Here is a 13,000-nt window from a genome sequence, read left to right on the forward strand (position 1 = left end):
TTTGAAAACCTGTGAGGTTTTAACTTACTAAAAAACAGTCTGATAATATGCCTTATGGCACAAGAGCAGGTTTTTCATGTAGCTGATATTCCACAGTTCTGCCGGCAGGCTTTGATTTGGGCCTCCGGGTTCGATCAATGCTGTTATTTAGATTCCAATCACTACACCGATCCTTATTCCGCATTTGATGTACTGATCACTGCCGGAAGCGTATCAACGTATGTATTTTCGGCCAATAAACCGCTGCACTGTCTCGACACTTATCTTTCTCAGAATAACACCTATAAGTTCGGTTTTTTGACTTACGATCTGAAAAATGAGATTGAGGATCTACACTCGGCAAACAAAGATTACCTGAATTTTCCTTTGGCTTTCTTTTTCGAACCCAGGCATCTTATCCAGATCAAGAACCGGCAGGTGAGCATTATTTCCCCGGATGCCCGGAATGTATTTGAGAAGATTAGCACACAAGCTATTTCACCGGGAAATGCAGGTTTTACAGGTAAGATCAGCAGCCGTTTTAGCAAAGCCGAATACCTGGAAACCGTTAAACAGTTGCAGGAGCATATTCACCGTGGTGATATTTACGAGGTAAACTTCTGCCAGGAATTTTACGCCGATAAAACCACAATAGATCCTGTGCAATTGTTTTTGCGGTTAAATTCGCTGTCGCCTACTCCATTTGCAACCTTTTTTAAAAATGGATCGCAATATATTATATCGGCCAGCCCGGAACGCTTCCTGAGTAAACGTAACAACAAGCTCATATCGCAACCTATTAAAGGAACGGCTAAACGCGGAGCCACAGCAGCCGAGGATGAAGCTATCAAAGAACAGCTACGTCACGATGCTAAAGAACAGGCAGAGAATGTGATGATTGTAGACCTGGTACGTAATGATCTGACCCGTTGCGCTGAGCCTGGCACCGTAACCGTTGAAGAGCTTTTCGGTATATACAGCTTCAAACAGGTACACCAGATGATCTCTACAGTGGCCTGCACCATCTCCCCGGAAACCTCTTTTAGCGATATCATTAAAGCCACTTTTCCTATGGGTTCCATGACCGGCGCTCCTAAAATCAGGGCGATGCAGCTTATCGAAAAATTTGAGCGCAGTAAACGTGGCGTATTTTCTGGCGCCCTGGGTTATGTTTCCCCTGCCGGGGATTTTGATTTTAACGTGATCATACGCACCCTGCTGTACAATGCTGATACGGCTTATTTATCTTTCCAGGTAGGCAGCGCCATTACCGCCGCTTCGGTAGCCGAAAAAGAATACCAAGAATGCCTGTTAAAAGCTCAGGCGATTATGGAAGCGTTAAATAATTCCTTATTTTAGAAAAAGTTAACCCGTTTGCCTCTAAATACGTAAAACCCACAGGGCAACATTATATTTCTATAGGAGGCAAAAGCTTAAAGCTTTTAAAGCAATGATTAACGGCTAATGTACTAATAGCTATTAGCCATCAGCACGTAAAAACGTATAACGTACAACTTAAAACCTAAAAAACCTTCACTTCACGGTTACGGTTTGCCGGCTCACGGTATAGGCGCTGAAATATCCTAAGGCATTGTTGGTAATGTTTGACGGCGGATTATACGGCGTTGCCGATCCGGTTGGGCCTTTAGGTTGCTGCTGACTCAGGCTGTAAAAATAAGTGTACACATTTTTATCGATACACTGCATTTCCACCTGAACTTTATCGCCTGATTTCAGCTTAATATCGTCGTCATCAAAAAACAACGACTTTTTTACTTCACGTCCATTGGTTAGTTTATCATCATCGGTAAACAGCTCTTTCACCAGCCGGTTGTTGATAGCAACCACAAAACGGTACTGGTTACTCTCCTCTTCCGGATCATGATAGTAAACAAAAATGGACTTTCGGGTATTCGATGCAAAGCTTAATTCCTCAACTCCCAGCGAATCTATTCCAACCTGTTTGGGCATTACCGAAACGGCCTGGTACACCTGGTTATCCACAGCGATTTTTAATGAATAACTGCTACCCGGATTTCCTGTAAAAGTATTGGAAATATACGTACCCGGCTCTGTTTCTATGAAGGGATAAGTATGACCATTGCCGGCAGTAACGGTAACCACGGCGCCCGAAACTGTGGGAAACTGGCTGGTTTGGTTAAAGGGTACGGAGCGGCTTAGCTTCACGGTTTTTGCTTCGCCGGTGTTGGTTACCGTAGCTTCTACCACCAACTGACTGGCTGCATCGTTCACCTTGATATCTATTACTTTCTGACAGGATATGCCCAATATGCTTAACATAATAACTCCAAAAACAGCTCTGACCTTCATTACAGGATGCAGGACAAATTTCCGTTTTATCATACAAAGAGTGCAAAACAAGGTTCTTTGCGTTCTCTGCGCCGAGGCGAAGCGTCTTAATGCTCTTTGCGTGAACGCTTTTAACTCATAAAGGCTTGCTTCACAAGCAGTAACGATTTTTTTGGATACTCCCCTTATCATACCTCAAAATTTAAAATTCCAGCTAACCGAAGGTACTGCCCCAAACAAGCTGGTCTGCACGGCCTCGGTACGCGTAGGATCGTTTTCCTTATCCTGGAATGTAATGGTATACGGATTTTTATGGCTGTAAACATTGTATACGCTGAATGTCCAGCTTGAGCGGAACTTTTTGCCCGGTTTGCCTTCAAGCGTGGCTCCCAGGTCAAGCCGGTGGCTGGCCGGCATCCGGTAGCCGTTGCGTTCGGTATAATAAAATGTGGTCATCCCGGCAACCTGGTATTTCCCTGCCGGAAAAGTTACCGCATTGCCCGTACCATATACAAATGTTCCCGAAAACGTCCAGCGATTATTTAATTTATAGATGCCTACAGCAGTAATATCATGCAGCCTGTCCTGACGGGCCGGGAAATAGTTACCGTTGCTTATGGCATCAAACTTTCGCTCCGTACGCGATAAGGTATAGCCCAGCCATCCGTTAAAATTGCCGTATTTCTTTTTCAGGAATAATTCCAGCCCGTATGCCCGGCCAAGGCCATATAACAATTGTGATTCCACATTCTCATTGGCAATGAGCTGCGCCCCATCGCGATAATCGATCTGGTTTTGCAGCCATTTATAATACACTTCGGCAGAGAACTCAAACACATTGTCTCTGAAATTCCTGTAGTAACCCAAAGCAAGCTGATCGGCAATTTCGGGTTTTACGTTATTGCTGCTCATAATGTAGGCATCCATCGGCGAACCGGTGGTTGAATTGGAAAGTAAATGGATATTCTGCGTATTCCGGTTATACGATGCCTTGATGGAATTTCGATCGTTAAAAGTGTACGCTGCCGATAGACGGGGCTCCAGGCTGACATAATTAGCTACAGTGCGGCCTCCACCGTAATGTTTAGCAGATTGAACGTCTCCATCCTCATTATAGGTATTGAACGTACCTGGCCCCAGCAAGGCAAACCAGCTTGCCCGCAAACCGTACATCACATTCAGCTTACTGCTTATATGCCAATCGTCCGAAATGTACAGGGCATTTTCCATCCCATAACGGGATTCGATGGTTTTGGAATTAAAGCTCGACGTTTGCGAGGTGCTGATACTTCCCGGAAGGATAGTATGATGAATGGCATTTAAACCAAAACGCAGGCTGTGCCTGTTGTTGATAAAATACTGAAAATCTTCCTTAAGATTAACATCCCGGATGGTAGAGGTCGACCTGAAATCGTTACTGTTGCTGAGGCTTTCTACCACATAGTTATAATTGGTATATATCACCGACGAATTAAGAAACAATCTGTTGCTGAACAGATGATTCCACCTGAACGTGCCGGTTACATTGCCCCAATCGGTTGAAAACAACCTTCTTAGCCCCAGCACATCGCGACCGAAATATCCGGAAAGGTACACGGTATTTTTTTCGTTGAACTGGTAATTCAGCTTGGCATTGATATCATAAAAATACAGTGATGCTCCACGCACAGTGGTATCTGCGGACAAGCCCAGGAACATATCGGCATACGTACGTCGGGCGCTGACCATAAATGAGCCTTTGTTCTTTACCACGGGCCCTTCTACCTTTATCCGCGAAGCAATGAGGCCAATACCGCCTTCCACCCCGAATTGCTTGTTATTACCGTCGTTCATTTTGATATCCAGCACCGACGAGAGCCTTCCGCCAAACTGGGCGGGCATACCGCCTTTATATAAGCTGGCATCTTTAATGGCATCCGAATTAAAGGTTGAAAAAAAGCCGAACAGGTGCGATGCATTGTAAACCGTAGCCTCATCAAGCAATATTAAGTTCTGGTCTGCCCCGCCTCCGCGTACATAAAAGCCGGTATTGGCCTCGCCAAAAGTTTTTACGCCGGGCAATAGCTGAATGGTTTTGACGATATCTTTCTCGCCCATCACCACAGGCACACTGTTAATGGTACTCATGTTGAGCTTCTCTACACCCATTTGCACACCCGATACATTTTCATTACCTGATGATGCAGCGCTCACGGTTACTTCCTGCAATTCATTTCCCCCGGCGGTTAATTCTATATTTTGTCGCAGGTCTTTAACCAGAACTATCGTAACGGATTGGGTTGTATATCCCAGGTAACTGGTTACCAGCTCGTATTTCCCGGCAGGGGCCGACAAAGAAAAAAAGCCGTAAGCATTGGTCGATGTGCCGGTTTGCAGTTCCTTAATTTTAACAGATGCGCCAATCAATGTCTCGCCCGTTGCGGCATCTTTAACTGTTCCGCTGACGGTATACCGTGTTTGAGACAGACTGTATTGTGTATATAACAGGCAAAAGAAGCACAGGGCAAACCTTATCATACGTAGTCTGGTAAAAACAGGAAGCGTAACAGCAACGGGTAAAAAACTCATCAGAAAAATTTCCGGCACTAATGATATACGCTATAAACTTACAAAGACTTGCGGATATTGTTACCGGGTCATAGTATTTTTACGCTGTGGGGATTTTTCGAATGAGTTCGATTGATAAATAGCTAAAATTAACGTGAGTTCGGGTTAAGGCGCAGGCTCGTCCCGATTTGCAATCGGGATGCCAGAAAACGGCGTTTGCAACGCCGCAATGTTGCTTAAGACAATCAAAGGCAGCTATTTCCGGCGTTACAAACGCCGGAGATTGATGCACTCGTTTTGCAAACGAGCGCAAACAGGAACTCCGTAATACCATCCACCAGCAATCGGACAAGTTAGTTATAAATAATTATTCCTGTATCAGCTTACATGAGTGTTTTTAGCCAGGTTTTTGTCTATAAGCAGTTGTATAATACCGTCGACAAGCCCGACACGTGGTACGTAAATGCTTTTAACCCCTCCCCACTTCATTACGTTCTGGTAAATCTCGCAGGCAGGTATGATCACATCAGCACGATCCTGGCTGAGGCCTAATACAGTAATGCGATCTTTTAGTGAAAAGGAGTTGAGATAAACAGCAATGGATCTCAGTTTGGCTAAAGAAAGAGCTGTGCCGTCCTTTTCTTCCGACATGCGGAATATTTTGTTGATGTTGCCGCCCGTACCGATACCGTACAGGTTTTTAAATGTTTTGCTGTGGGTTTTGATCCATTCTTTCATTTCCTGCCAGGTTTCTTCTTTGTCCTGGTTGTCTAACATACGTATGGTACCGATGTTGAACGATTGCGATACCTGCGGCTTGCCGGCCGAGAAAAAGGATAATTCGGTGCTCCCGCCACCCACGTCAATGTATAAATAGTTTTTTGCCGGGTCTATCTGCTCGTTGATATTGCTGGCGTAAATAATGCTGGCTTCGCGTTGACCGGATATGATCTCGAGGTTTATATGGGCTTTGTCTTTAATTTCTGCCACGATATCATTTCCGTTAACTGCCTCACGCATAGCTGATGTAGCACATGCCATATAATCTGAAACTTTATATACATCCATCAGGTTACGGAATGCGCTCATGGTTTTAAGCAGGTCGGTTGCTTTTTTGGGGGATATTTTTTTGTCTAAAAAGGCGTCGTCGCCCAGGCGCAACGGAACACGTATCAGGCTGTTTTTTTTAGACGTAATGTTTTTCCCGGTCTGGTTAACTTCGGTTATTAGCATACGGATGGCGTTAGAGCCTATATCAATTGCTGCGTATCTCACGGTTGCTGATTTTTAGTTTTTAAATAAGTATAAATATCATCCTGCGCCCGGTACTTTATTTTGCCCTGCTTTTTGTACGGATTATTGTTCGATCGTGTTATTTCGCGGGCCTTGGTATTATCCTTTAGCTGTATGCTGATGATATCCCTGATCTCCCGGGCCACTTCTTTATCCAGTACCGGGAAGCCTACTTCTACGCGTTTATCCAGGTTGCGGGTCATTAGATCGGCCGAAGAAAGATAGATCTTTTCATCGCCTTCATTGCCGAATATCCACACACGGGCGTGCTCCAGGTATTTATCTACAATGCTTATTACCTCAATATTGGTGCTATACCCGGGCAAACCGGGAATAAGGCAGCACATTCCGCGTACAATGAGTTGGAGCTTAACACCGGCGTTACTGGCTTCGTACAATTTTGTGATCATAGCCTCGTCCGAAAGGCTGTTCATTTTTAAGATCATCCAGGCTTTTTTGCCGGCTAACGCGTTGTTGATCTCGGCATCGATCAGCGCCGTTAGTTTAGTGCGGGTTTCTAACGGAGAAACTATAAGATGCTGATAATGATGATGAAATGTTTTTTTATTTAAACTATTAAAGAAGGTTTTTACTTCGCTGGTTATTTTTTTGTTGGAAGTAAATAAGCTGTGATCGCAGTAAAGCTGGGCTGTTTTTTCATTGTAATTACCGGTTGCCAGGTTGGCGTAATGTACGGCTTTTCCCTTTTCGCGGCGTGTTACCAGGCATAATTTGGAATGAACCTTATAATCAAGCAAGCCGTAATTAACCATAACGCCCTCTTCTTCCAGCCGGTTTGTCCAGAAAATATTGGCTTGCTCATCAAAACGGGCTTTAAGCTCTAAAAAACAGGTTACTTTTTTTCCGTTGCGGGCCGCATTGATAAGCGCATTGATCACCTTGGAGTTTTCCGCCAGGCGGTACAATGTCATGTTTATCTCGGTAACTTTAGGGTCAATGGCTGCTTCGCGTAAAAAGTGGATGATATAATCGAACGACTGATACGGCAGGTTGATCAAAAAATCGCGGGTGGCAATCTGGGACAGGATGCTTTTATTGACTGTAAGCCCTTTAACACGCAAAGGGGGTAATTTGGGATATTCCAGCTCCGGCGAACCTACGTTAGGAAAATCAATAAAATCTTTAAAATTATGATACCTGTTACCGGGAATCAGCGCATCGGCGTCCAGATCGAGCTTGGCTACCAGGTAGGTCAGCATATCCAGTGGCATGCCATTATCGTACAGCAGGCGCATGGGCTTTCCTTTTTTTCGCTTTTGCAGGCTTTTGGTGAGCGCATCAATGAATTTTTCGCTCACGTTGGTATCTAAATCCAGCTCCGCATCCCGCGTAAGCTGTATGGAATAGGCTTCAACGGTATTGTGCTCAAAAATAAAGTAAATATCTTCCAGGCAATACCGGATAATATCATCCAGCAGGATAATGAATTTCAGGTTATTGGTTTCGGGTAGCACCAAAAAACGGCTCATGTTGTCCAGCGGAATTTCAATGAGACTGTACCGTACTTTTTGCTTGTGGTTATTGTGTGTTAATTTTACCAGGAAATAAATAGCACGGTCTTTCAGCTCGGGCAGCGGCTTGTCATCATCAAGCATTACAGGAACCAGGTTAGATAATACCTTTTGTAAGAAATACTGCCTTACGTATTGTCCACGCGATACATTGAGCTGGTTTTCGTTAATAATGAATATCCGCTCCTTGGCCAGCTCTTTGATGATAACATCTTCGTACAGGTGATCAAATTTGCGTTCCTGTTTAACTACAATGTTCTTTATTTCGCCAAGGATTTTTTTAGGATTATAACCCAATACTTCCTTAACCTGGCTGTTTACATTGGTAAGCCGGTTTAGGGTGGCTACACGCACCCGGTAAAACTCGTCGAGGTTGGAAGAAAATATAGCTAAAAACCGTATCCGCTCAATCAGGGGCACTGTTTCGTCGGCAGCTTCCTGCAACACCCGGTCGTTAAAATATAGCCAACTGATCTCGCGGTTTGTAAGCGGTATTTTGTGTTTAGACATGTATAAAAGGCAATTCCAATATAACCAACGGAATCACAAAACTGAACATTATTTTGTTAATATATTATCAATTAATTGTTAAGAGCATGTTTAAATTTCATATATGGTAATTCAGAATGAGGGTGTCTCACCGCCCTTAGCCTTCGCTGGGGCCGACCAAGAAGTCAAAAAGCAGCGCCATTTCGATCCCGAAATCTCGGGAGAGGAGACCACGAAGTAGCTGCGAAGCAAAATCTTCTTCCTAAGCACTTCTGGCGGAGATCCCTCTCCCGATCCCGTATGTACGGGAGGGAGAGGGAGGAGAGCTTTTTGGTCAGCCCCAAAAACATTATTTTATGAAATTTAAACACGTTTCAAGATTTTATTGCCCTTCCGGGTGATCCGGGTTGTTTATCTGCCGGTTTCGCTGTTGACTTTTTAGCGGCAGGTTTCCGGGCGGAAGTGGCTTTGGGTACAGCTGGCTGTTTCTGAACAGGTTTATCAGCAGCCGGCTTTTTGGTACTTTGCCTGTTATCTTCCAGCTTTACTACTGCCGATTTTGAACCAACCGTTGGCGCCGCCCGTTTAATGATTGGCTTAGCCTTTGGCGAAGCGTTTTGGGTTACTTTCTCAACTACCTTGCGGGCTTTGTTGACGGTTTTTTCACTTTGATTTTTTGGACTTTGTACCGGCTTTTTCTCTTTTTCGGGGATTGCTGCGGGGGCCGGAGCAGCGGAAAATTTACCGGCCAGCTTTTTTGCCATCCGTTTACCGGCCTTCCTGATATCTTTGGATAGCTGCTGAGCATCGTGACCTAAGCCCTTTATGGCTTCGATAAACTTTTCACTCAGGCTGTGCTCAATATCTTTTCTTAGCTGTTTTCTGCTTTCTTTTTTAGCAGTGGCTTTTTTACTTTTTTTCATCTTATTTTAGGTTTTATCGTTTTTTATTTGTCTGGCAATCATGATGATCAAATGTTTAATTCAATCAGGCAAGTTTATAACACTAACTTTTCATATTTTTATTTTAAATCTATCGACATATTTTTAAACACACAAATTATTTCACCATGCCATCATTTGATATTGTAAGCAAAATAGACGGACAAACGCTTGATAATGCCATTAACAACGCTAAAAAGGAAATATTGAACCGTTATGATTTCCATGATTCTAAAAGCAGCGTTGACCTGGATAAGAAAACGAATGAAATTACCATTGTTACTGAAAATGACATGCGGCTTAAAGCTATACAGGATGCTATCATATCCCGTATGGTTAAACAGCATCTTGACCCAAAAAGTTTAGATATGGGTAAAGAACAATATGCATCAGGCAATATGATACGTAAGGAGATCAAGGTTAAAGAGGGTATTGATAAGGAGGCGGCCAAGAAAATTGTTAAAAAAATTAAAGACAGCGGCCTTAAGGTGCAGGCTTCTATTATGGACGACCAGGTGCGTGTGCAGGGTAAAAAGATCGATGATCTGCAGGCGGTTATTGCGCTTTGCCGGAATGAAGATTTTGGTCAGCCGTTGCAGTTTATTAATATGCGGAATTAGGGGATAGTGAACCTGCTAAAATGCGTATACTTGTGCCCTAATGGCAATAGAGATTTTTACAGATGGCGCTTCAAGCGGCAATCCCGGCCCTGGCGGCTATGGTGTTATCTTACGTTCGGGGCAGCATTACAAGGAACTTTCGGCTGGATACCGGAAAACTACCAACAACCGGATGGAGCTGCTGGCTGTAATAACCGGCCTGGAAGCACTGAAAAAACCGGGACAAACGGTACTTATTTATTCCGATTCAAAATACATTATTGATGCCGTGGAGAAAAAATGGGTATTTGGCTGGCTGAAGAAAGGTTTTGCCGGCAAAAAGAACAAGGATCTCTGGCTGCGCTTTCTTGAACTGTATAAGCTACATTCCATCCGTTTTATCTGGGTTAAAGGCCATGCCGGTCATCCTGAAAATGAACGTTGCGACCAGTTGGCCGTGGCTGCATCGCAAAATAAACAAACCTGGCTTATTGATACGGTCTTTGAAGCCGAATGTCCGGTTGGTTAGGTAGGTTATACGCCTGATAATTCTGGAATATGTTTAAATTTCACGAAACAATGGTTTTATTGCGGCTGGTGTCTCCACCAGCAGCGGCTGAAGCCATGAGGGTGTCTAAAAAGCCTTCACGTCATTCCGCCCCGAGTACTCGGGGGATCAGGAATCTCCTAAATGTAGCATTGACGGTGCTTTAATATCCTAAATCGAGTTCAGGGTGACGGAAAAAACAAGCTTTTTAGACACCGTCCATCCACAATTACCCACATCTGTGAAATTTAAACATGTTCTAAGTCCCGTACTATTAATTTACAGCGCTTAGGGGGTGAATTTTTATTTACTTTGCCCCGTTAAAAGCTGATCTATTTCGGAGGCAAGCTGCTCGTCTTTTTCAGAAATACGTCCTTCATCATGGGTGTATAACCAGATCTCTACCTTATTCCACACATTAGTCCATTGCGGATGATGCTGGTGCTTTTCCGCCAGCAGAGCTACGCGGGTCATAAAGGCAAATGCCTCCGGGAAATCGGCGAATAAAAATTCCCTGTAAAGTTTGTTATCAATTTGCTGCCACATGAGAAAAAATCAAAAGTCAAAATTAAAAAGTCAAAAGTTAAATCCCGTACATACGGGAAAATCCTGAAGGGCTCATCGAGGTCTGAATAAAAACAAATACATCAATAATTAACAACCCGACTATTCGGATTATGGATTGAAAATTATTCCTGTGCTTTTTCTTTTATCTTTTGGTCAATATGAGCCGACAATTCATTGAGCTCCTCGATAGTTAAACGCCACTTTCCGGGGTCTTCTATTTCCAGCGTACCATCCACAGATCGCTTCAGTAAAACAGGGTTTGGAGCGCCGGTAATCATTTCTACCTTAAACCTGTTTAATTCGGCATCTAAAGGCGTCACAATGAGGCTCATGATCATTCCTCTTACCGGGAACTCTGTCGTAAACAAATCCATACCCTGCTGCATTTAACAGAACAACATACAAAACCGGCAGGAGTTTGCCGAACGCCTTAATTTATTACTTACGTTAAAGGGCATTCACTCCTGACGAAAATGGCTCGGCTTTATTAAGTTCATCGCTTATTTTTTGTCCCAATAGATGAATTTGCTCGTCATCAAGCGACCAATGATCCTGCGACTTACATTTCCAGGTATGATCACAAAGTTCTAAAAGTAATGGATGCGGGTCATTCACATTCCGCATTACGGAATAGCGCATATCATTTGCATCCATCGACTCAACGAGTAACTCGGTTTCCACGCCGTTAAGCGGAAACATTATTTTAAAGGATTTCATCTGTTTATTTATTTTTATGACAGATAATACATAAATCAGGGAGCCGGTGTTGGAGGTACGGTTGTAGTTGTATCGGTAACTCCGGTAGATGTGGTATCCATCATATTCATGCTATCCCGCATGCTTGTGTCAGACATCATGGAATCTGCATTCTGGTTATTCCGGTTTTTCGAATTACATCCTGCAAAAGCTATACCTGCAATGGCAAGAACTGTTAAAAGTTTTGTTTTCATGAGCTGTTTTTTTATAGGTAATACTTACAGTGTAACAATTGTTGCAGGATTCTGATTTCAGAAATTCACTTTTTATTAGCCTATCGCCCTTCCTTGGTTTAGCAAACCATCAACCTGGTAAAAACTATTACCAAACCCAATTGTGTTATACATCATCTTAAAATACATTACTATGAAAACAACAAATTTGGTTATTATTCAAACGCCCTGGTTTGTGTCTCCACGAACCGGTATTGGAGAAGTTTCGTGAAGGCATGAAACTTTGCCGGAGCCGGAGGCTCAAGGGTAAAACGGACGAAGCTGGAGCTTCGCCCGATCGCTACCTTATGAAATGACGTTACGAGAAAGCAACCGAACGAAGTGAGCCAACGCCCCGGTTTGAGTCTCCACGAGCCGGTATCAGAGAAGTTTCGTGAAGACACGAAATATGAGCGAAGCCGGAGGCTTAAATGTAAAACGGACGAAGCCGGAGCTTCGCCCGATCAATTGCAGGATTCTGATTTCAGAAATTCACTTTTTATTAGTCTATCGCCCCTCCTTGGTTTAGCAAACCATCAACCTGGTAAAAACTATTACCAAACCCAATTGTGTTATATACATCATCTTAAAATACATTACTATGAAAACAACAAATTTGGTTATTATTCTGACTGCCGCCCTTTTTCAGTGCTGCCAGAATAGCGGGGACAAGGCTTCTTCCGCCAATAACTTATCTAACGGCACTGCTTTAAACCGGACAGACTACAGCGAAGAATCAGGTGCGGATGCTGACTCTAATGACTTTATTAAAAAAGCTGCCGATGGCGGTATGCTGGAAGTAGAGCTGGGAAAGCTGGCGCAACAAAAGGCCGCATCGGTACGTGTTAAGAATTTCGGCACGATGATGGTCACCGACCATACAAAGGCAAATAATGAACTAAAGCAGATTGCACAGCAACACCAGGTAGTTGTACCATCCGGGCTTAGTCCTGAAAGTAAAAGCCATGTGGATGAACTGGGCAAGCTGTCAGGCTCTCAATTTGATAAAAACTATATCAATATGATGGTGACAGACCATGTAAAAGATATCGGCCTGTTTGAAAATACCGGCGCAAAAAGCAGGATGAATGATTTAAATCAATTTGCAAAGAAAACACTTCCTACCCTTAAAATGCACCTTGATTCGGCTAAGGCTATCCAAGCGGATATCAGCTTATAATTATCACAAAAAAAGAGGCATCCAAATAATGGAATGCCTCTTTTTTAC

The 13,000-nt window shown here is 43.4% G+C and carries 13 protein-coding genes; 4 read left to right on the forward strand and 9 right to left on the reverse strand.

Going from position 1 to position 13,000, the window contains the following annotated elements; genetic code table 11:
• Positions 1-54: 54 nt before the first annotated feature.
• On the forward strand, positions 55-1,338 hold the full coding sequence (gene pabB, locus FW774_RS09790; protein ID WP_149348001.1) for an aminodeoxychorismate synthase component I: 1,284 nt from the start codon (positions 55-57) through the stop codon (positions 1,336-1,338).
• Between the two features lie 174 nt (positions 1,339-1,512).
• Here pabB and FW774_RS09795 read toward each other — a convergent pair whose 3' ends face one another.
• The 5 genes from FW774_RS09795 to FW774_RS09815 form a co-directional block, all read right to left on the reverse strand.
• Entirely contained in the window at positions 1,513-2,310 is a 798-nt protein-coding gene (locus tag FW774_RS09795; protein ID WP_187774868.1) for a DUF4249 domain-containing protein, read from the reverse strand.
• A gap of 174 nt (positions 2,311-2,484) precedes the next feature.
• Positions 2,485-4,806 (reverse strand): TonB-dependent receptor, encoded by a 2,322-nt coding sequence (locus FW774_RS09800; protein WP_149348003.1) that lies wholly within the window; start codon positions 4,804-4,806, stop codon positions 2,485-2,487.
• 408 nt (positions 4,807-5,214) lie between these two features.
• A complete protein-coding gene (locus FW774_RS09805; RefSeq protein WP_149348004.1) occupies positions 5,215-6,111 on the reverse strand; it encodes an exopolyphosphatase in 897 nt (298 codons plus the stop codon).
• The gene (gene ppk1 / locus FW774_RS09810; protein WP_149348005.1) at positions 6,108-8,171 is read right to left on the reverse strand and encodes a polyphosphate kinase 1; all 2,064 of its coding nucleotides are present in this window, start codon (positions 8,169-8,171) and stop codon (positions 6,108-6,110) included. Before ppk1 ends, FW774_RS09805 begins: the two co-directional genes overlap by 4 nt.
• A 353-nt stretch (positions 8,172-8,524) precedes the next feature.
• The gene (locus FW774_RS09815; protein WP_149348006.1) at positions 8,525-9,073 is read right to left on the reverse strand and encodes a hypothetical protein; all 549 of its coding nucleotides are present in this window, start codon (positions 9,071-9,073) and stop codon (positions 8,525-8,527) included.
• Positions 9,074-9,219: 146 nt separating this feature from the next.
• Here FW774_RS09815 and FW774_RS09820 point away from each other — a divergent pair, with 146 nt between their 5' ends.
• Both FW774_RS09820 and rnhA read left to right on the forward strand, forming a co-directional pair.
• Positions 9,220-9,711 carry a YajQ family cyclic di-GMP-binding protein gene (locus FW774_RS09820; protein WP_149348007.1) on the forward strand — a complete coding sequence of 164 codons (492 nt, stop codon included), beginning with the start codon at positions 9,220-9,222 and terminating at the stop codon, positions 9,709-9,711.
• 40 nt (positions 9,712-9,751) lie between these two features.
• Complete coding sequence (rnhA, locus tag FW774_RS09825) at positions 9,752-10,219, forward strand: ribonuclease HI (protein ID WP_149348008.1); 468 nt, start codon at positions 9,752-9,754, stop codon at positions 10,217-10,219.
• Between the two features lie 321 nt (positions 10,220-10,540).
• On the opposite strand, the gene FW774_RS09830 is transcribed toward rnhA, so the two are convergent.
• The 4 genes from FW774_RS09830 to FW774_RS09845 all read right to left on the reverse strand — a co-directional run bounded on the left by FW774_RS09830 (position 10,541) and on the right by FW774_RS09845 (position 11,754).
• Positions 10,541-10,783, reverse strand: coding sequence for a 4a-hydroxytetrahydrobiopterin dehydratase (locus FW774_RS09830; RefSeq protein WP_149348009.1), 243 nt, complete (start codon positions 10,781-10,783; stop codon positions 10,541-10,543).
• 143 nt (positions 10,784-10,926) lie between these two features.
• Positions 10,927-11,178: a hypothetical protein gene (locus FW774_RS09835; RefSeq protein ID WP_149348010.1), complete on the reverse strand. Its 252-nt coding sequence runs from the start codon at positions 11,176-11,178 to the stop codon at positions 10,927-10,929.
• Positions 11,179-11,251: 73 nt separating this feature from the next.
• Positions 11,252-11,521: a hypothetical protein gene (locus tag FW774_RS09840; RefSeq protein WP_149348011.1), complete on the reverse strand. Its 270-nt coding sequence runs from the start codon at positions 11,519-11,521 to the stop codon at positions 11,252-11,254.
• Positions 11,522-11,556: 35 nt separating this feature from the next.
• Positions 11,557-11,754, reverse strand: a complete 198-nt coding sequence (locus FW774_RS09845) for an entericidin (protein ID WP_149348012.1) — start codon at positions 11,752-11,754, stop codon at positions 11,557-11,559.
• Between the two features lie 619 nt (positions 11,755-12,373).
• Between FW774_RS09845 and FW774_RS09850 the strand changes: the two genes are divergently transcribed.
• Entirely contained in the window at positions 12,374-12,952 is a 579-nt protein-coding gene (locus FW774_RS09850) for a DUF4142 domain-containing protein (RefSeq protein WP_149348013.1), read from the forward strand.
• The last annotated feature ends 48 nt before the right edge of the window (positions 12,953-13,000 follow it).

The organism is Pedobacter sp. BS3, from assembly GCF_008274585.1.
Taxonomy (GTDB): Bacteria; Bacteroidota; Bacteroidia; order Sphingobacteriales; family Sphingobacteriaceae; genus Hufsiella_A.

Coding starts and splice junctions, on each gene's coding strand:
- pabB (WP_149348001.1), top strand. CDS start 55: ATGGCACAAGAGCAGGTTTTTCATGTAGCTGATATTCCACAGTTCTGC.
- FW774_RS09795 (WP_187774868.1), bottom strand. CDS start 2,310: ATGAAGGTCAGAGCTGTTTTTGGAGTTATTATGTTAAGCATATTGGGC.
- FW774_RS09800 (WP_149348003.1), bottom strand. CDS start 4,806: ATGATAAGGTTTGCCCTGTGCTTCTTTTGCCTGTTATATACACAATAC.
- ppk1 (WP_149348005.1), bottom strand. CDS start 8,171: ATGTCTAAACACAAAATACCGCTTACAAACCGCGAGATCAGTTGGCTA.
- FW774_RS09815 (WP_149348006.1), bottom strand. CDS start 9,073: ATGAAAAAAAGTAAAAAAGCCACTGCTAAAAAAGAAAGCAGAAAACAG.
- FW774_RS09820 (WP_149348007.1), top strand. CDS start 9,220: ATGCCATCATTTGATATTGTAAGCAAAATAGACGGACAAACGCTTGAT.
- rnhA (WP_149348008.1), top strand. CDS start 9,752: ATGGCAATAGAGATTTTTACAGATGGCGCTTCAAGCGGCAATCCCGGC.
- FW774_RS09830 (WP_149348009.1), bottom strand. CDS start 10,783: ATGTGGCAGCAAATTGATAACAAACTTTACAGGGAATTTTTATTCGCC.
- FW774_RS09835 (WP_149348010.1), bottom strand. CDS start 11,178: ATGGATTTGTTTACGACAGAGTTCCCGGTAAGAGGAATGATCATGAGC.
- FW774_RS09840 (WP_149348011.1), bottom strand. CDS start 11,521: ATGAAATCCTTTAAAATAATGTTTCCGCTTAACGGCGTGGAAACCGAG.
- FW774_RS09845 (WP_149348012.1), bottom strand. CDS start 11,754: ATGAAAACAAAACTTTTAACAGTTCTTGCCATTGCAGGTATAGCTTTT.
- FW774_RS09850 (WP_149348013.1), top strand. CDS start 12,374: ATGAAAACAACAAATTTGGTTATTATTCTGACTGCCGCCCTTTTTCAG.